Source organism: Streptomyces ardesiacus (assembly GCF_003112575.1).
Classification (GTDB): Bacteria; Actinomycetota; Actinomycetes; order Streptomycetales; family Streptomycetaceae; genus Streptomyces; species Streptomyces ardesiacus.
Genome location: NZ_BEWC01000010.1, coordinates 435,207 through 452,791 on the forward strand (window position 1 = coordinate 435,207; position 17,585 = coordinate 452,791).

The 17,585-nt window shown below is 73.7% G+C and carries 13 protein-coding genes and 1 pseudogene; 10 read left to right on the forward strand and 4 right to left on the reverse strand.

Annotated features, from left to right (window positions below):
* Positions 1 to 247: 247 nt before the first annotated feature.
* The 5 genes from Sdi02f_RS31945 to Sdi02f_RS31965 all read left to right on the forward strand — a co-directional run bounded on the left by Sdi02f_RS31945 (position 248) and on the right by Sdi02f_RS31965 (position 5,559).
* On the forward strand, positions 248 to 835 hold the full coding sequence (locus tag Sdi02f_RS31945; RefSeq protein ID WP_108934453.1) for a winged helix-turn-helix domain-containing protein: 588 nt from the start codon (positions 248 to 250) through the stop codon (positions 833 to 835).
* 85 nt (positions 836 to 920) lie between these two features.
* Positions 921 to 1,952: an NAD-dependent epimerase/dehydratase family protein gene (locus Sdi02f_RS31950; RefSeq protein WP_108934454.1), complete on the forward strand. Its 1,032-nt coding sequence runs from the start codon at positions 921 to 923 to the stop codon at positions 1,950 to 1,952.
* Between the two features lie 52 nt (positions 1,953 to 2,004).
* Positions 2,005 to 3,294 carry a sensor histidine kinase gene (locus Sdi02f_RS31955; protein ID WP_108934455.1) on the forward strand — a complete coding sequence of 430 codons (1,290 nt, stop codon included), beginning with the start codon at positions 2,005 to 2,007 and terminating at the stop codon, positions 3,292 to 3,294.
* Entirely contained in the window at positions 3,279 to 3,932 is a 654-nt protein-coding gene (locus Sdi02f_RS31960; RefSeq protein ID WP_030403950.1) for a response regulator, read from the forward strand. Before Sdi02f_RS31955 ends, Sdi02f_RS31960 begins: the two co-directional genes overlap by 16 nt.
* A gap of 163 nt (positions 3,933 to 4,095) precedes the next feature.
* A complete protein-coding gene (locus Sdi02f_RS31965) occupies positions 4,096 to 5,559 on the forward strand; it encodes a DUF1996 domain-containing protein (RefSeq protein WP_031087235.1) in 1,464 nt (487 codons plus the stop codon).
* A 77-nt stretch (positions 5,560 to 5,636) separates the two neighbouring features.
* On the opposite strand, the gene Sdi02f_RS31970 is transcribed toward Sdi02f_RS31965, so the two are convergent.
* On the reverse strand, positions 5,637 to 6,059 hold the full coding sequence (locus tag Sdi02f_RS31970; RefSeq protein ID WP_053639185.1) for a hypothetical protein: 423 nt from the start codon (positions 6,057 to 6,059) through the stop codon (positions 5,637 to 5,639).
* Positions 6,060 to 6,194: 135 nt separating this feature from the next.
* Between Sdi02f_RS31970 and Sdi02f_RS31975 the strand changes: the two genes are divergently transcribed.
* The 5 genes from Sdi02f_RS31975 to Sdi02f_RS31995 all read left to right on the forward strand — a co-directional run bounded on the left by Sdi02f_RS31975 (position 6,195) and on the right by Sdi02f_RS31995 (position 11,103).
* Positions 6,195 to 6,713 carry a tetratricopeptide repeat protein gene (locus Sdi02f_RS31975; RefSeq protein ID WP_030403953.1) on the forward strand — a complete coding sequence of 173 codons (519 nt, stop codon included), beginning with the start codon at positions 6,195 to 6,197 and terminating at the stop codon, positions 6,711 to 6,713.
* Between the two features lie 68 nt (positions 6,714 to 6,781).
* On the forward strand, positions 6,782 to 8,713 hold the full coding sequence (locus Sdi02f_RS31980; RefSeq protein WP_031087239.1) for an amino acid adenylation domain-containing protein: 1,932 nt from the start codon (positions 6,782 to 6,784) through the stop codon (positions 8,711 to 8,713).
* A gap of 121 nt (positions 8,714 to 8,834) precedes the next feature.
* A complete protein-coding gene (locus Sdi02f_RS31985) occupies positions 8,835 to 9,923 on the forward strand; it encodes a PDR/VanB family oxidoreductase (RefSeq protein ID WP_030403955.1) in 1,089 nt (362 codons plus the stop codon).
* A 56-nt stretch (positions 9,924 to 9,979) separates the two neighbouring features.
* Complete coding sequence (locus Sdi02f_RS31990; protein WP_063829938.1) at positions 9,980 to 10,672, forward strand: TetR/AcrR family transcriptional regulator; 693 nt, start codon at positions 9,980 to 9,982, stop codon at positions 10,670 to 10,672.
* Positions 10,669 to 11,103 carry a hypothetical protein gene (locus Sdi02f_RS31995; RefSeq protein WP_108934456.1) on the forward strand — a complete coding sequence of 145 codons (435 nt, stop codon included), beginning with the start codon at positions 10,669 to 10,671 and terminating at the stop codon, positions 11,101 to 11,103. The genes Sdi02f_RS31990 and Sdi02f_RS31995 overlap by 4 nt, the downstream gene beginning before the upstream one ends.
* 10 nt (positions 11,104 to 11,113) lie before the next feature.
* Here Sdi02f_RS31995 and Sdi02f_RS32000 read toward each other — a convergent pair whose 3' ends face one another.
* The 3 genes and pseudogenes from Sdi02f_RS32000 to Sdi02f_RS32010 all read right to left on the reverse strand — a co-directional run.
* Positions 11,114 to 11,473 (reverse strand): 5-carboxymethyl-2-hydroxymuconate Delta-isomerase, encoded by a 360-nt coding sequence (locus Sdi02f_RS32000; protein ID WP_031087244.1) that lies wholly within the window; start codon positions 11,471 to 11,473, stop codon positions 11,114 to 11,116.
* 55 nt (positions 11,474 to 11,528) lie between these two features.
* Positions 11,529 to 16,943 carry a pullulanase-type alpha-1,6-glucosidase gene (pulA, locus tag Sdi02f_RS32005; RefSeq protein WP_167458288.1) on the reverse strand — a complete coding sequence of 1,805 codons (5,415 nt, stop codon included), beginning with the start codon at positions 16,941 to 16,943 and terminating at the stop codon, positions 11,529 to 11,531.
* Between the two features lie 210 nt (positions 16,944 to 17,153).
* Positions 17,154 to 17,585 (reverse strand): annotated as a pseudogene (locus Sdi02f_RS32010) (DUF3459 domain-containing protein); the annotation flags it as partial.

Consider the following 17,585-nt stretch of genomic DNA (forward strand, 5'->3'; position numbering starts at 1 on the left):
AGCTTCCGGAAGTACGCAGCGACGGGTCGCCATGACCTCGAGCCCTTCTGGCCTTCCCGTCAGCACGACGACTTCGACCGGGTGTGTTGCCGCGCGACGACCGCGCCGGCCCTCCAGAAGCCGTAATCCCCCAGGCCTCTGCGCCTGCCGCCGGTGCGCACGACGTACGTCCCGCGACGCGCCCGACCACGAACTCGCGCCCGTCGCACCTCCCGACGAACCTCTCGCGCGAAAGAGCTGACGTCTCATGGCGACCACCCGTTCCCTGTCCACCGTCACCCTCGACTCCCCCACCGTCCTCCCCGACTCCGGCGGACCCCGGCACCGGTTGCGCGCCGTCGCCCCGGACGAGGTGCCGGACGTCGCGGACCTGCTGCCACCGGGCGCCACCTGGCTGCCCGCGCCCCCGCACACCCTGCCGGCGCTGCCGGGCCACCCGCCGATGGTCGGCTACCTCGTCCTGGTCCCGGCCGACCAGCAGCCGCCGTTCCAGGGCCCGGTGCCCGCCCGGGCGCAGGGCCCGGGCCGGGGCCGGGGGGAGGACCCGCTCGTCCGGATCGATCCCGCACGGCGCACCGCCGCCGTGGACGGGCGCGAACTCGACCTGACGTACCTGGAGTTCGAACTGCTCGCCCACCTCGTCACCCACCCGAACCGGGTGCACACCCGCGACCAGCTGGTCACGACGGTGTGGGGTTACGGACACGTGGGCGACGGCCGCACCGTCGACGTGCACGTGGCGCGGCTGCGCCGCAAGCTCGGCGCGGAACACCGGCAGACGATCCAGACCGTGCGGCGCGTCGGCTACAAGTACACGCCGCCCACCGGCCGCTGAGCCACCGGGCCGCCCGGCCCCGGGTCCGTCTGCCGTCGGCAGAGTCCCGTTCCCTCCGGCCGCCGCACCCGGCACAGTGACCGGCATGAGACTACTGGTGCTGGGCGGTACGGAGTTCGTGGGGCGGGCCGTGGTCGAGGCGGCCCTCGGCCGGGGCTGGGAGGTCACCGTCCTGCACCGCGGACGGCACGCCCCGCCGCCCGGGGTGCGGGCGCTGCACGGCGACCGCACCGCGTCCGACGGGCTCGCCGCCCTGGACCGGGGCACGTGGGACGCCGTCGTCGACACCTGGTCGGCGGCGCCCCGCGCGGTGCGGGACGCGGCGCGGCTGCTGCGGGGCCGCGCCGGACGGTACGTGTACGTGTCGAGCTGCTCCGTGTACGCCTGGGCGCCGCCCCCCGGGTACGCCGAGGACGCCCCGCTCGTCGAGGGCGCCTCGGCGGACGCCGGACGGCTCGACTACGCCCGGGACAAGCGGGGCGCCGAGCTGGCCGCCTCGGACGCCTTCGGCGCGGACCGCTCGGTGCTGGTACGGGCCGGGCTGATCCTCGGCCCGTACGAGAACATCGGCCGGCTGCCGTGGTGGCTGAACCGCGTCGCCCGCGGCGGCCCCGTCCTCGCCCCGGGCCCCCGGAACCTGCCCCTGCAGTACGTCGACGTCCGCGACCTCGCCGGCTGGATGCTCGGCGCGGTGGAGCGGGAGCTGGACGGACCCTACAACCTGGCCTCCCCGCCCGGGCACACCACCATGGGCGGCCTGCTCGACGCCTGCGTCGCGGCCACGGGCGCCGCCGCGGAGCTGCGCTGGACCGCCCCCGAGACCGTCCTCGCCGCCGGCATCGAGCCGTGGGGGGAACTGCCCGTGTGGACCCCGCCCGGCAGCGATCTGCACGACGCCCTGCAGAGCGGGGACGTCTCCCGGGCGCTGGCGACGGGTCTGGCCTGCCGGCCCGTCACGGACACCGTGGCCGACACCTGGGCCTGGCTGCGGGACGTCGGCGGCACGGCACCGCTGCGCCCGGACCGGCCGCCGGTCGGCCTGGACCCGGAGCGGGAGGCGCGGGTCCTCGCCCGCGTCGGCGGATACGGCGGGGGTGTACCTGGCACCACCCCCTGACCGGGGTGCCCGGCCCCGTGCCCCGCGCCGCCGTCTCCGGGAGACTGACGCCATGAGCATCGAGACGAAGAGCGGCACACGGCGGACCCGGACTCCGGAGCGGGTGCGGACACCGGCACGGAACCTGGCGCTGTCGGCGCTGCGGGGGCTGGCGCTCGCGTTCGTCTCCCTGCCCGGCGCGGTGCTGTGCTTCTGCCTGACCCTGGTGTCCGTCGCCCTCGTCCCGATCGGGGTCGGCATCGTCACCACGCCGTGGGTGCTGACCGGCGTGCGGATGTTCGCGGACTGGCGGCGGCTGCTCGCCGCCGAGTGGGGCGGGGTGCGCATCCCGCGGGCCTACCGGCCGCTGCCCGAGGACGCCAACCCGTGGGCGCGCACCTTCGGGATGCTCCGTGACCCGGCGACCTGGCGGGACTTCCGCTGGCTCCCCGTCGACATGACCGCGGGCTTCGTCACCGCGCTGCTGGCCTTCGTGCTGGCGGTCTACCCCCTGGAGGGGTTCGTGATCGCGGCCGGGCTGTGGCGGGCCTGGGACGACACCTACTGGTACGGCTTCGTGCCCGTGTCGGACCAGATCACCGGGCTGTACGCGGCGGCGCTGGGCGCCGTCCTCCTCGTCGCCGCGTTCCGGCTCTCCCCGCTCCTGCTGAAGGCCCACTTCCGGCTCACCGGCGCGGTCCTCGGCTCGGGCCAGACCGAACTCGCCGAGCGGGTACGGGTGCTGACCGAGACCCGGCGCGACGCCGTCGACACCTCCGCCGCCGAGCTGCGCCGCATCGAGCGCGACCTGCACGACGGGGCACAGGCCCGGCTGGTGGCCATGGGCATGGACCTGGGCACCATCGAGGCGCTGATGGAGAAGGACCCCGCCAAGGCCAGGGAACTGCTGGCGCAGGCCCGCCGCTCCTCCGCCGACGCCCTGACCGAGCTGCGCGAACTCGTGCGCGGCATCCACCCGCCGGTGCTCGCCGAACGCGGCCTGGGCGACGCGGTGCGCGCCCTGGCACTGCGGCTGCCGGTCACCGTCGAGGTCGAGGTGGATCTGCCGGGCCGGGCCGAGGCACCCGTGGAGTCGGCCGCCTACTTCGCCGTCAGCGAGGTGCTCACCAACGCCGTGAAGCACTCCGGCGCCGACCGGATATGGGTCGACGTCCACCACGACGCGGGGCTGCTGCGGGTCTCGGTCACCGACAACGGCAAGGGCGGTGCCGTGATCGGCGCGGGGTCGGGCCTGGCCGGGGTGGAGCGGCGACTGGGTACATTCGACGGCGTCCTGGCCGTCAGCTCGCCCGCGGGCGGCCCCACCATGGTCACCATGGAGATCCCTTGCGCGTTGTCCTAGCCGAAGACCTGTTCCTGCTGCGCGACGGGCTGGTCCGGCTTCTCGAGGCCCACGACTTCGAGATCGCCGCGGCCGTCGAGACCGGCCCCGAACTCACCCGGGCCCTGGCCGAACTGAAGCCGGACGTCGCCGTGGTCGACGTCCGGCTGCCGCCCACGCTCACGGACGAGGGCCTGCAGTGCGCGCTCCAGGCCCGCCGCGACCGGCCCGGGCTGCCGGTGCTGGTCCTCTCGCAGCACGTCGAGCAGTTGTACGCCCGCGAGTTGCTGGCCGACGGGAGCGGCGGGGTGGGGTACCTGCTGAAGGACCGGGTCTTCGACGCGGAGCAGTTCGTGGACGCCGTACGGCGGGTGGCGGCGGGCGGCACGGCGATGGACCCGCAGGTCATCCAGCAGCTCCTCAGCCGGCGCGCGGCGGAGGACCGGCCGCTGGAGCGGCTCACCCCCCGGGAGCTGGAGGTGCTGGAGCTGATGGCGCAGGGCCGGACCAACGCGGCGATCGCCGGCCGGCTCGTCGTCACGGAGCGGGCGATCGCGAAGCACACGGCGAACATCTTCGCGAAGCTGAGCCTGGAGGTCTCGGACGACGACAACCGCCGTGTCCTGGCGGTTCTGGCCTATCTGGACCGGGGCCGCTGATCTCGTCCCGGGTCCCGCACGTCCCACGGGACCCGGCAATTCCCCGCACGGGTGAACACCTCGGGAGCGGCTTCCGTATGGAGGGGAGCCGCTTCGCTCCTGCCGGGCGCCCTCGACGCCCCGCGAGCGATGCCCCCCCCCGCAAGGAAGTCAGAGGAGTTCCATGGGACGCAACACGAGAAAACGCCGTATGCCGCTGGCCACCAGGATAGTTGCCGGGGCGGCGGCCCTGGCGGTCGGCGGGGGCGGGCTGGTCTGGGCCAACTTCTACGCTTCGGCGCACGAGGAGCACGGGCGCCACGACCGGACCAGGTCGGCCGCCGCGCAGGTGGCGACGATCGACTGCCCCGACGTCGGTCAGAAGATCCGCGACGTGCCGCACCGGGCGCGCGGCGAGGTGGACGGGGAACTGGCCGCGATGGACAGCCAGATCACCGACGCCTACCAGCGTCTGGCCACCACGCGCCGGGCGCAGGCCGGTGACGCGCAGTTCGTCCAGAACGCCATTCTGGGCCCGCTCAAGGACCGGCGGAAGGCGCTCATCGACCGGATCAAGCTCGAGATCAACCGGGCCGGCGGCAAGGCCGACGACAGCCTGGACGAGCTGGCCGCGTGCCAGGGCCGCCCCGCCGACCAGCAGAACGGCGGCGGGCAGAACGGCGGCGGCCAGGACCAGGGCGGCGACGACAACGGCAACGGTGTCGCGGGCCCGGTCGCCGAGGACTTCGTCGACATCAACGACGTCCCGCCGAACTCCCGCGACAGCCGCAACGGCCTGGCCGCCGACGGCGACGGCGGCTCCACCGGCACCTTCACCACCGACTGCGGCGTCAACGAGAACAACCTGTTCAACAGCGACAACCTGATCGCCGCCCCGGGTGTCGACAACGGCGCCCACCACACGCACGACTACGTCGGCAACCAGGACAACGACGCCTTCTCCAGCGACGAGGACCTGGCGAACGCGGACACCACGTGCCAGAACCAGGGGGACAGGTCCACGTACTACTGGCCGGTGCTGCGTCTTCAGGACGGCACGGAGGAGTTCGACGCGAACGACCAGGGCGGTGGCGCCGAGGGCAACATCGGCAAGATCCTCAAGCCGGCCGAGGCCCGGATCAGGTTCGTCGGCAGCCGGCAGGGCGACGTGGTCGCGATGCCGAAGTTCCTGCGCGTCATCACCGGTGACGCCAAGTCCTTCACCAACGGCGACGCCAACGCCAACGCCTCCTGGAGCTGCTCCGGCTTCGAGGACCGGCAGGTGACGGACAAGTACCCGCTGTGCCCCGACGGCAGCCAGGTGCTGCGCACGGTCAACTTCCAGAGCTGCTGGGACGGCCAGAACATCGACAGCGCCAACCACCGGGACCACATGGCCTTCGTCCAGGAGGACGGCTCCTGCCCGGACGGCTTCCGGGCCGTCCCCCAGCTGCAGATCCGCCTCGCGTACGACATCCCCGCGCCGACCGTGGAGAACGGCCAGGTGCGCGCCCCGTACGCCGTGGACAGCTTCCCGGAGCAGTTGCACAAGCCGATCACCGACCACAACGACTTCATCAACGTCATGGACGACGGCCTGATGAACAAGGTGGTCGACTGCATCAACCGCGGCGAGGACTGCCGATAGCGGTGCGGGCCCGGCAGCCGGAAGGGGCCGGTGGCGGATGTCCGCCGCCGGCCCCCTGCGTGTCCGCGTACGCCCGGTCAGCCGCCGTGCCCGGCCGAGTGCCCGCCGCCGCCGTGCCGGACGCCCCGCTCCAGGGTTCCTCCGAGCCGGCCCCGCAGGTCCGCCACCACGTCCTCGTGGCCGACGGCGACCCACTTGCGGCCGACGAGGTAGTAACCGCCGTAGTCCTTCGCGGTGTTGATCCACTCGCGCTGGCCGCGGTCGGTGGCGAAGGTGGCGAGGACGTACTTCTCCTCGCCCGTCCCGCACAGGGCCTGGCGGACGGTGTCGGCGTCGGTCTGCAGGTCCGGGGCGCACCTGGCCTCGGCGGCCAGGTGTTCCAGGCTGCCGGTCGCCGTCTCGGGCACGGCGGCCCCGCCGCCCCCGTCGGCGCCGCAGCCGGTCAGCGCCAGGACCGCCGCCAGGGCGGCCGGCGCGAGCATCGGTCGGGTCAGCCTCATGTGTTCCTCCGGTCCGCCGGTGCGGCACGCCGCACCGAGCCCCCGTGCGGGGCTCTCGTCATCGATACGGGCGCGGGACGCGAACTGCTCAGGAAGCCGGGTGCTCCCGTGCCGGGACCGTGCGAGAGTGACGGGGTGGACCAGGACTGGGAAGAGCGCGTGACGGCCGCCTGGGCGGCATTCGACGACTACGCCGAGGAGGACGCCGCCGACTTCCGTGCGGTCGTCGACGCCCTCGCCGACGAGTTGCCGCCGGACAGCCCCCTCGGCCTGTTCGAGCGGGCCTGCGCCTGGGACTCCACGGGCCACTCCGACCGGGCGGTGCCGCTGTACCGCGAGGCGCTGGAACGCGGGCTCGGCGAGATCAGCCCGTACAAGGGGCGCCGGGCGAAGATCCAGCTCTCCAGTTCCCTGCGCAACACCGGGCACCCGGAGGAGGGCGTGAAGCTGCTCTCGCCGGAACTGCTCGCGCCGTCGGACGAGTTGGACGACGCCGTGCGCGCCACGCTCGCGCTGTGCCTGTCGAGCATGGGCCGCGACCGCGAGGGCCTGTCCCTGGTGCTCGGGGCGCTGGCGCCCCATCTGCCCCGGTACCAGCGGTCGATGGCCGCCTACGCGCGGCTGCTCGTGGAGGAGGAGCCGGACGTCGGGTAGCGCGTGGCGCACCCCCGCGCGGCGCGGCCCCACGGTGACCATCGTGCCGTTCGCTCGTTCTGCTGAACGTGCAGCCACAGGATGTCGCCCCGCGCCCCGGACCGTCCTCCGCCTCGTCGGCCGATCCGGTCGTCGACGTCGAGCAGGCCGAGGCCGCGCTCGTCGAGCACTACCCGCGCCTGGCCCGGCTGGCCTATCTGGTGCTGCCGCCGGGCCTCGGCCGGGGCCGCCGCGTCCTGACCGCGCACGCCCTCGCCCAGCGCGCCCTGCCCCGCGGCCGGACGACGGCACCCCTGATCCCGGCCCAGTCGACCGGCCGGGCGACCGACCCCGGGTACGCGCTGGTGCGGCTGCGGGTGGTGCGTACGGCGCTGGACGCGGGGCTGCCGCTGCGGCGGCGGGGGTGGCCCCGGCGGTCCCAGTTCCCGCCGCTGCTGCCCCGCGTGCGCGGCCTCAGGCTCTTCCCCCGCTCGGGCGGCGCCGACGAACTCGCCCTGGACCAGCGGCTGTCCGCGCTCTCCGCCCCCGGCCGGGCGGCGTACGTGCTGCGCGGTCTGGAGCGGCTGCCCGACGACGCGGTGCGGCAGGTGCTGACGGCCGCCGGGGTGACCGACGCGGACGCCGCGCTGCGGGAGGCCGACGGGGTGCCGGGGCAGTACGAGCTGCTCGGCTCCCCCGAGTTCGACCCGTGCTCGTTGCAGGCCCGCCCGACCGATCTGCTGCGCCGGCGGCAGCACACGAAGGCCGCGCTGGTGGCCGGGGCGGCGCTGGTGGTGTGCGGGGCGCTGCTCGGGCTGCCCGGGGACGGCTGGGGGCCGGACGGTGCCGCCGCCCCGCCCTACGCGCGCAACCCCGCGGCCGAGGCCGCCCTCGACCCCGGCCGGCTCACCCGCGTCGCGCCCGCCGTGTGGGAGACGTCCGCGCGCACGGACTTCTCGGTGTGGCCGGCGCGCGGCGGCCTCACCGGCGACCGGGAACTGCTGCGCCGCGCCCTGGCCGTCTGGGCCCGGCCCGGCGAGGGCGTGGGGGTCTCCGCGACGCCGGGGACCCCGACGGGAGGTCCGGCCGGTCCGCCGCAGCTGCTGTACGCCGGGGACGTGGACAACGCGCGCGTGGTGATCCTGCACGACGGGCTGCGTCTGGTCCGGTACGCCGAGCCGAAGGACGGTTCCGCCGGTGCCGCCCTGGACTTCGCGCGGACCGACGGGGCCGGGCGGGCCACGGCGACTGCGGTGGTGCTGGGCCGGGCCGACGGCAACGTCCGCTATCTGACGGCGCCCTGGGTGACGGGGGCGGAGGCGCGCGACCTGGCCGCGCCGGGCTCCGGACCCAGGGAGCTGACGCTCACCGACGGCGTCACCTCGCCGCTGGCCAGCCCCGTGCAGCAGCGGTCCGGCGCGTGCACGTCGTGGAACGTGCTGGAGCTGGCCGACGGTTCGGACACCCGGGTGGTGACCGACCTGGGCGAGCTGGTGCCGGCCCGGCTCACCACCGGGCGCCCCGGTTCCGCGAAGGACGCCTCGGGCGCGAAGGCGCGGGCCGCCTGGGCGCCGTACGCCTGCTCGCTGGGCACGGTGCGCGGGCAGGGGGTGCGGTCGGTGAACGCCTGGGGGTTCGCGGCGCAGCCGCTGCCCGACGGGACGGGGTCGGGGGACTGGGTGTGCACCCGTGCCGACACCTGGCGCGGTGAAGGGGCCCGGGTACTGGCGCAGTTCCGGACACCGGGCGGGGCACAGGGCGCGGTGGCGGCGAAGGCGCAGGACGTGCCGGCCTGCGGCGAGCGCGACCCGCACGTGCTGGCCGGGGTGCTGTGGAAGTCGCAGGGCGGGCACTGGTACCTGCTCGCCGCGGGCGGTCCCGGCACGACGTCGGTCGAGGCCACCGGCGGCATCAGCGGCTCCGCCGACGGCAACCTGCTGACGGCGAAGGCCGAGCAGGGCGCGCGCGCCGAGCTGAAGGGCACGCTGGAGAACGGGCGGACGATCGGCGGGCTGCACTAGGGACCGCCCTTCCCGCTGGGTGACAGGGCTGCACCGGGGCCCCTCCCGCTAGTTGACACTGGCGTCAACAAGTACCGGCCGAAGGGTTCCCCAGGGGGCTACCGGTCAGTACATTGACGCCATGTCCAACAAGCCTGTCCCGTTCCCGGCACGGCTGCGGAAGCCGGTGCCCCTGCTCCTGGCGGCCGGTGCCGCCCTCGTCGTCGGCCGGGCGGTGCGGCGCCGGGCCTCCGGCGCACGGCCCGGGAGGGGGTCCGCCGCGCGGCCGCCGTCCTCGGGGCGCCCGGAGACCCGCCCGCTGACGCTGCTGGTGACCGCGCACGAGCGGCTGGCCGACGGGGTGGTGCTGTTGCGCCTGGAGGGCACCGGCCTGCCGCGCTGGGAGCCGGGCGCCCACCTGGACCTGGTGCTGCCCTCGGGTCTCGTACGGCAGTACTCGCTGTGCGGCGACCCGGAGGACACCTCGTCGTACACGGTGGCCGCGCGGCTGGTCGAGGACGGGCGGGGCGGCTCGCGCGAGGTGCACGAGCAGGTGCAGGAGGGGACGGAGCTGGAGGTGCGCGGTCCGCGCAACCGTTTCCCGCTGGTCGAGGCGCCGGCCTACGCCTTCGTCGCCGGGGGCATCGGCATCACGCCCGTGCTGCCCATGCTGCGGGCGCTGCCGGAGGACGCGCGGTGGCGGCTGCTGTACGGCGGACGGACGCGGGCGTCGATGCCGTTCCTGGAGGAGGTCGAGAAGCTGGACCCGGAGGGCGGGAGGGTCACCGTGGTCGCCGAGGACGAGGAGGGGCGGCCGGAACTCGGCGCCTTCCTGGCGGACCTGCCCGAGGGTGCGGCCGTGTACTGCTGTGGCCCCGAGGGCCTGATGGCGGCCGTGGCGGAGCGCCTCCCCGAGGGCGCCGCCCTGCACCTGGAGCGGTTCGCGCCGCGTACGACGGCCGACGGGGACGGGGAGTTCGAGGTCGAGCTGCGCCGCAGCGGGCGCACACTGACGGTGCCCGCCGACTCCTCGGTGCTGGCCGCCGTGCGCGCGGAGCTGCCGAACACCCCGTACTCGTGCGAGCAGGGCTGGTGCGGGACGTGTCAGCAGAAGGTACTGGAGGGCGAGATCGACCACCGGGACGAGCTGCTGACCGACTCGGAGCGCGGTGACTCGATGCTGATCTGCGTGTCCCGGTGCCGCGGTACACGGCTCGTGCTCGACATGTGAACACCGATGTCCGGTCCGGCCCGTTCGGGGCCGGATTCGATCGGTAAGGTGTTCGTATGACTACCGGGGTACGCCGCAGGATGGGCGTCGAGGAGCGGCGGCAGCAGTTGATCGGCGTCGCGCTCGAGCTGTTCAGCCGCCGTTCGCCCGACGAGGTCTCCATCGACGAGATAGCGTCGGCCGCGGGCATCTCCCGCCCCCTGGTCTACCACTACTTCCCCGGCAAACTCAGCCTGTACGAGGCCGCGTTGAAGCGCGCGTCGGACGACCTGGCGGCCCGGTTCGTGGAGCCGGGGCAGGGCCCGCTGGGGGCGCGGCTGCTGCGCGTGATGGGCCGCTACTTCGACTTCGTGGACGAGCACGGCCCGGGTTTCTCCGCCCTGATGCGCGGCGGTCCGGCCGTGGGCTCGTCGACGGCCAACGCGCTCGTGGACTCCGTACGGCAGTCCGCGTATGTCCAGATCCTTTCGCACCTGGACGTCACCGAGCCGCCCGCGCGCCTGGAACTGGTCGTCCGCTCCTGGATCTCGCTCGCCGAGTCGACGGCGCTGATCTGGCTGGACGGACGCCGCATCCCGCGCGCCGAGCTGGAGGCGCAGCTCGTGCAGGACTTCGGTGCGCTGCTCGCGGTGGCCGCCGCCCACGACGAGGAGATGGCCGCCCTGCTGCGCCGCGTCACCGCCGACGAGCCGGCCGACGGTCCCTTCGGCGAGCTGGTGGGCCGGCTGCTCGCCCTGACCGCCCGGTGAGCGCCGAACGGACGTGGGGCCTGGTCGTGGAGACGACCGTGGGCACCGGGGAGCGCAAGCACACCGAGGCCCAGGTGGTGACGCACGTCACCGGGTCCCGCCAGGAGGCGCTCGCGGAACTGGAGCGACGGGCCCGGAGCTACTCCCCCGCCCACCCCCTCAGTCCCCGGCGCCGTCGTCTGCTGCGGGTCGGCGACGGGTTCCTGCTCGTCGTGGACGGGGCCTGGCAGTCGTTCGTCACCCGGTTCACGGTGGCGGAACTGCTGGAGGACTCGGCGGCGCCGCACGTCCCCGCACCCGTGACCGAGGCGCCCCCGGAGCCGGTCGACGAGGCGTCCCCGCCCGCACCCGCCGCGCCGCCGCGGTCCGAGCTGGACGAGGACGGGGTGCCGGTCCGGCCGGCCTGGCTGGGCCGCCGCGACCTGACGTGAGGCCCGGGACCTACGGGGTCTCGAACTTCCGGTAGGACGGGTCCAGGTCCCGGACCTCGGCGGAGACGTGCAGGGCGAGGCCGTCGCCCGGCTCGGCGTACTGCCGTACCAGTTCCAGCACGGCCTCGGTGAGGCGCGCCTTGGTCTCGTCGGTGCGGCCCGCGAGCAGCCCGAGCGTGACGTGCACGACGGCGTGCCCGTCGGTGTCCGGGCCGACCACCGTGTCCTCGGTGCGACGGAACTGCGTCTTGCACGCCGGCGGCTTCGCGGCCGCGATCTCGACGACGGCCTCGTGCAGGGCCCGCGCGAAGGCGGGCCGGTCGAAGTCGCCGGCGAGCCGGTCGGAGTAGTCGACGGTGATCTGCGGCATGAGCCCTCCCGTTGCGTGAACAGCAGGGCTCACCCTAACCGCAGCCCCCCGGCCGTCAGCCGGCCCGCTGGAAGACGGCGACGGTGCGGGCCGGCACGGTGAACGTGCCGGTCTTCGCCGCGTACCCCGACTCCTTCACGACCGCGTCCGCGCCCGCCGCCTGCACCGGGTGCAGCCGGTAGCCGGTCCCGGCCGCCGCTTCGACGTGCTGCTCCTGCCGCTGGGGCGTGGCGTTGAAGACGACCACCAGGTCACCGAGGCGCAGGGTGATCACGCCGGGCGTCTCGTCCTTGCCGGAGAGCGGGAAGGAGAGCCGGGACTGCACCTGCCCGGCCGTGGCGAGGGAGAAGTCCTTCTCCCCGCTGCGGATCCGCAGCAGGTCCCGGTACGCCGCCGAGGCGCTGGTGATCTGCGGGCAGCCGACCTGCACCGTGGTCAGCAGGGGCTTGGCGTAGGGCCACTTGTCCTGGTTGTCGGCGGCCGGCGGGAGGCCGCGGCCGAAGCCGTTGCCGTCGGCGCAGTTCCAGTGCAGGGCGTTGAACCAGTCGCCGCTGTCGTAGGAGTTGCGGTCCAGCGACTTGGAGCGCAGCAGGTCGGTGCCCGCCTGGGAGAGCGCCGGGCCCTGCGAGAGGGAGGCGGTCGCCATCGCGAGGACCTGCATGCGGGCCCGGTCGTCGGCGGACGTGTCGCGCGGCAGCTTGAAGGCGAGCGCGTCGAACAGGGACTCGTTGTCGTGCGCGTCGGCGTAGGCGAGGGCGTCGCCGGGTGCCGCCGCGTAGCCGGCGGGGGCGCCGTTGTAGTCGACCTCGGAGCCCTTGACCTCCTTGCCGTCGGTGTCGGTGAAGGTGTAGTCGGCGAGGTTGCCGGTCAGCCCGACCTTGATCAGGTCCTGGTAGTGCAGCAGGCGGGCCTTCTGCTCGGCCTCGGTGCCGTTGGCCCGGGACCCGTTGGGGTCGGTGTAGAGGCCGGAGGCGAAGCCCTGCACGCCGGGGTCCTCGTCGAAGGGGCCGCCGCCGCGCACGGCGTCGCGGGCCCGGTCGGAGAAGGTGGCGATGCCGGTGCCGGCCATGTTCTTCTGGGTGGCCTGGACGAAGCGGGCGTCGTCGGCGATCTCGCCGAAGTTCCAGCCCTCCCCGTACAGGACGATCTTCTTGCCGTCGACGCCGTCCTTCTTGGGCGTCAGCTCGTCCAGGGCCTTCCTGACCGCGAGGATGTTGGCCTTGGGGTGGTGGCCCATGAGGTCGAAGCGGAAGCCGTCGACCTTGTACTCCTTGGCCCAGGTGACGACCGAGTCCACGACGAGCTTGCTCATCATGGCGTTCTCGGTGGCGGTGTTGGAGCAGCAGGTGCTGTTCGCGACCGAGCCGTCGGCGAGCAGCCGCTGGTAGTAGCCGGGCACGATCCGGTCGAGGACGCTGGTCTTCGCCTGTCCGCTCGCGGCCGTGTGGTTGTAGACCACGTCCATGACGACGCGCAGGCCGTCGTCGTTGAGGGCCTTGACCATCTTGCGGAACTCGACGGTGCGCCCGGTGCCGTCCGGGTCGGTGGCGTAGGAGCCCTCGGGGACCGTGTAGTGGTACGGGTCGTAGCCCCAGTTGAAGGCGTCCTTGGCGGCGGCCTTCGTCACGCACTCCTGCTGCTGGTCGGAGTCGGCCGGGAGGGCGGCGAGGTCGCAGTCGGGCGCCGTCTGCTCGGACTTCCTCTCGGGGACGGTCGCGATGTCGAAGGCGGGCAGCAGGTGCACGTAGGAGGTGCCGGCCTCGGCCAGCTCGCGCAGGTGCTTCGAGCCGTCGCTCTTCTTGTCGGTGAAGGCGAGGTAGGTGCCCCGGTGGTCCGCGTCGGCCGTCGGGCCGGCGACGGAGAAGTCGCGGATGTGCAGCTCCTGGATCTGGGCGTCCCTCAGCGGCACCGCCTTCGGCTTGTCGTAGCCGTCCCAGCCGCGCGGGGCCAGTGACGGGTCGTCCAGGTCGACGACGAGGCTGTGCTCGGAGTCGGTGGTCAGGGCGAGGGAGTACGGGTCGGTGACCTTGTTGGTGACGACCTCGCCCGCGGTGGGCGCCCAGACCTTCACGGCGTACCGGTAGGGCTTGCCCTTCCAGGACGTGGGGCCGGTGACGGACCAGACGCCGGAGGCGTCGTCGCGGCGCATCGGCACCGTGCGGTCGCCGATCTCCAGGGACACGCTCTGCGCGGTCGGCGCCCAGACGGAGAGGGTGGGTCTGCCGTGCCGGAAGACCGGGCCGAGGCCGGCCCCGGTCGCCCGGCCCGCGTACAGGTCGTCCAGGACGCCGGCGGTCTGCACGCCCGTCGCCGCGAGCAGGGCGCCGGTGGCGGTGCGCTGGGCGGCGACGACCTGGCCGCGCAGGGTCTCGCGGACCCGGTCGCGGTCGCGCGGGTCGACCGACCAGGCGGTGTACTCCTTCAGGTGCGGGAACTTCGCCTTCTGGGCGTCGGTGAGGGTCGTCTTCGCCAGGCGGAGCCACCGCTGGTCGTCGCCGGTGAGCCGGCCGCCCTCGGCGCCGATGGAGCCGGTGCGGGAGGCGAGGAGCTGGGTGGAGGCGGCGCCCTCGGAGCCGTTCCAGGCGACCGTGTTCCGGTCGATCCAGACGGCCTTGGAGGTGGTGAGGTCGACGGCCGCGGCCGATCCCGCGGGCTGCGGCAGGAGGTACTGCTCCCGGCCGCTCAGCAGCCACACCTCGTGGCCGTCGGCCTTGAGGTCGAGGGCCTGGTCGGTGGGCAGGTCCTTCTCGTCGCCCTTGTGGACGATGTAGCCGAGGCTGCTCGCACCCTCGGTGAGGGGCACCTCGAAGACCGCGCCGTACGGGTCGGTCCTGACCGGTGTCAGCGGCTTCGCCCAGTCGGTGGGGTTCGCGGCGTCGCCCCAGACGTGCAGGCCCCAGCCGTCGTAGTTCCCGTCGGCACGGTGGTAGTGCACGACGGCCTTGGTGGTGTCCTGGGCCGGGTACTCGGGCCGCTCGGTGGCGACCTGCTCCTCGCCCTGCCGGATCCACACCTCGCCGGTCTCGGTGACGTCGATGGTGCGGTCGGCGGCGACGTCCTTGTTGCCGTCCTTGTCGATGACGAGGAAGCCGACGTTCGACGCGCCGGGCTTGAGCTTGACGTAGGCGAAGGCGCCGTAGGCGTCGCGGCCGGTGAAGGGGTGGGTCTCGGGCCAGGTGGTCGCCTCGCCGTCGGCGAGGTCGCCCCAGGCGTACAGGCCCCAGTCGTCGTAGTTGCCGTCCGCGCGCTTGTAGTGCACGACCGCGTAGTCGCGGGAGGCGGCGGTGGGCACCTCCTCGGCGGGCGGGGTGCCGGTGGTGGAGGCGGCCGTGGCGCTCGCGGTGCGGCCCGCCGAGTCCACGACGACCGCCTTGTAGCGCAGGGCGGTGCCGGCCGGGGTGTCCGCGTCGACGGTGTGGGTGACCTTGTAGGGCGCGTGGTCGGCGGTGCCGAGGGTGCGCCACTTCCCGTTGCCGGTCTGGGCGGCGAAGACGACGCGGTTGAGCTGGCCGCCCGCGACGTCGGCGCTCAGCTCGACGGTGCCGGTGGCGCCGGGGTCCGGGGCGTGCAGGGTGATCGTCGGCTTGGCGGCGGGCTGGGCGAGCCCGCCCGCGGCCTTGAGGACGACGGCCGACCGGGCCGGGACGGTGACCGTGACCTTCTTGTCGGCGCCCGACTTCGCGGTGGCGTCGGTGCCGTACAGGCCGCGGAAGGTCGTGCCGGCGGAGCCGGTGGAGAAGGTGGCGCTCTTCTCGGTGCCGGCGTTGTTGAAGGCGACGACGTACTCGGTGCCGGTCTTCGCGTCGGTGCGGGAGAAGGCGTAGATCCCGGCGCCGTCGGCCGCGTAGCGCTCGGTCTGGACGCCGTCGGCGAGGGCGGGGTTGGCCTTGCGCAGCTTGGCGAGGGCGCTGATCTGCCGGTACAGCGGGGCGCTCGTGTCGTAGGCGGCCTCGGCGTGGGTGCGGTCGGTGCCGAGCTGGTCGTCGTCGAGGTAGTCGGCGGTGCGGGAGGCGAACATCGGCTGGCGGGCGTCCTTGTCGCCGCCGGCGCCGGTGAAGCCCTGCTCGTCGCCGTAGTAGACGACCGGGTTGCCGCGGCTGAGGAACATCAGCTCGTTGGCGAGCCGGTCCTTCTGGAGCAGCTCGGCGTCGGTGGCCTTCGGGTCGTCCTGCCTGAGGAAGGTGCCGATGCGGCCCATGTCGTGGTTGCCGAGGAAGGTGACCTGCTCGTAGGCGTTGGCCTTGTCGGTCGTGTACTTCCAGTCGTCGCCGAAGACCGAGGCGAGCTTCCGCGCGCTGCCGCCCTGGGAGGCGTAGGCGCGGGCCGCGTCCTGGAAGGGGAAGTCGAGGGTGGCGTCCAGGCGGCCCTCGGTGACGTAGGGCGCGGTGACGGAGGTGTCGGCGGAGTAGACCTCGCCGAACATGAAGAAGTCGTCGCGGCCCTTCTTGGCGGCGTAGGCGTCCAGCGCGGTCGCCCACTGGGTCCAGAACTCCATGTTGACGTGCTTCACGGTGTCGATCCGGAAGCCGTCGACGGCGAAGTCCTTCACCCACCGCTGGTAGATCTTCTCCATGCCGTCGACGACCTCGGGACGTTCGGTCCACAGGTCGTCGAGGCCGTTGAAGTCGCCGTAGGTGGCGGACTCGCCGGCCCAGGTGGAGTCGCCGCGGTTGTGGTACATCGCCGGGTCGTTGAGCCAGGCGGGCACCTTGAGGTTCTTCTTGGCGGCCGGCACCGTCGGGGTGCGCGGGAAGGAGCCGGTGTCCACGCGGGGGAAGCGGCGGGAGCCGTCGGCATAGTCGGCGTCGTCGAAGGGCTGCCCGTCCTTGGTCAGGTACGGGAAGGCGCCCTTGGAGAGGTAGTCGTAGGACTTCTCCTCGTAGTCGACGACGTCGGCGGTGTGGTTGGTGATGACGTCGAAGAAGACCTTCATGCCCTTGGCGTGGGCCTTGGAGATGAGGTCCTTCAGGTCCTGGTTGGTGCCGAAGTGCGGGTCGACCTGGGTGAAGTCGGTGATCCAGTAGCCGTGGTAGCCGGCCGAGGCGTCCTTGCCGGTGCCCTGGACTGGCTGGTTCTTGAAGAGGGGCGCCATCCAGAGGGCGGTGGTGCCGAGCCCCTTGATGTAGTCGAGCTTCCCGGTCAGGCCCTTGAGGTCGCCGCCCTGGTAGAAGCCCTTGTCGGTGGGGTCGTAGCCGGTGGCGAGCCGGGTGCCGGTCAGGCCGCCGCGGTCGTTCTTGGCGTCCCCGTTGGCGAAACGGTCCGGCAGGACGAAGTAGAACTGCTCACGGGTCAGGTCGTGGCGTGCGGCGGTCTTCGCCAGCGTCGCGTCGGACGGGGGCGCGGGCGGGGCGTCGGCCCGCGCGGCGAGCGGGGTCAGCAGGGTGGCGGCGAGCGCGGTCGCGGTGAGGGCCGCGACCCGTCCCACTCGTGCGGTACGGCGCGCGGAAGGCACCGGCCATCTCGGTATCACAGGTGTGAGCTCCTTGCGAGTACGGCTCGTTCGGGTCCGACCCCGGCGTGACCGTAGCGCTGCCGCAAGTCTTGCGGCAAGACTTGCGCAAGTAACGGAAAGGATTTTCACAGGACTTGTCCGCGCAGCCCGGGACGGGCGGACGTGCGAAGGGCCCGCCGCTCCCCGGTGGGGAAGGGGCGGGCCCTTCGGCGCTCGCGTGACGGCAGGTCAGGCGCGGGTCCACCACACCGTGGTGTCCGCCGGGACCTTGGCCTCGCCGGCCGTCTCGGTGACCTCGCCGCTGGCCAGCAGCACCCGGCCGTAGGCGGGCATCGCCACCGACTCGCCGGTGGTGTTGGCGACGCACACGAAGTCGCCGCGCCGGAAGGCGAGGACGCCCTCGGGGGCGCGCAGCCACTCCACGGCGTCGCCCGCGCCGAGGTCGGCGGTGGCGCGGCGGACGGCCAGGGCCTCGCGGTACAGCTCCAGGGTCGAGCCGGACTCACCGGTCTGCGCCTCGACGCTCAGCTCGCCCCAGCCGGCCGGCTGCGGCAGCCAGCTGCCGCCGTCGCCGAAGCCGAACGAGGAGCCCTCGCGCGTCCACGGGATCGGCACCCGGCAGCCGTCGCGGAAGCCGTCCTGGCCGGCGCCGCGGAAGTA

Bases quoted from the DNA above. Each gene is read 5' to 3' on its own strand.
- Sdi02f_RS32000 (WP_031087244.1), bottom strand. From the start codon at position 11,473: ATGCCGCAGATCACCGTCGACTACTCCGACCGGCTCGCCGGCGACTTC.
- Sdi02f_RS31985 (WP_030403955.1), top strand. From the start codon at position 8,835: ATGTCCAACAAGCCTGTCCCGTTCCCGGCACGGCTGCGGAAGCCGGTG.
- Sdi02f_RS31945 (WP_108934453.1), top strand. From the start codon at position 248: ATGGCGACCACCCGTTCCCTGTCCACCGTCACCCTCGACTCCCCCACC.
- Sdi02f_RS31965 (WP_031087235.1), top strand. From the start codon at position 4,096: ATGGGACGCAACACGAGAAAACGCCGTATGCCGCTGGCCACCAGGATA.
- Sdi02f_RS31950 (WP_108934454.1), top strand. From the start codon at position 921: ATGAGACTACTGGTGCTGGGCGGTACGGAGTTCGTGGGGCGGGCCGTG.
- Sdi02f_RS31955 (WP_108934455.1), top strand. From the start codon at position 2,005: ATGAGCATCGAGACGAAGAGCGGCACACGGCGGACCCGGACTCCGGAG.
- Sdi02f_RS31970 (WP_053639185.1), bottom strand. From the start codon at position 6,059: ATGAGGCTGACCCGACCGATGCTCGCGCCGGCCGCCCTGGCGGCGGTC.
- Sdi02f_RS31990 (WP_063829938.1), top strand. From the start codon at position 9,980: ATGACTACCGGGGTACGCCGCAGGATGGGCGTCGAGGAGCGGCGGCAG.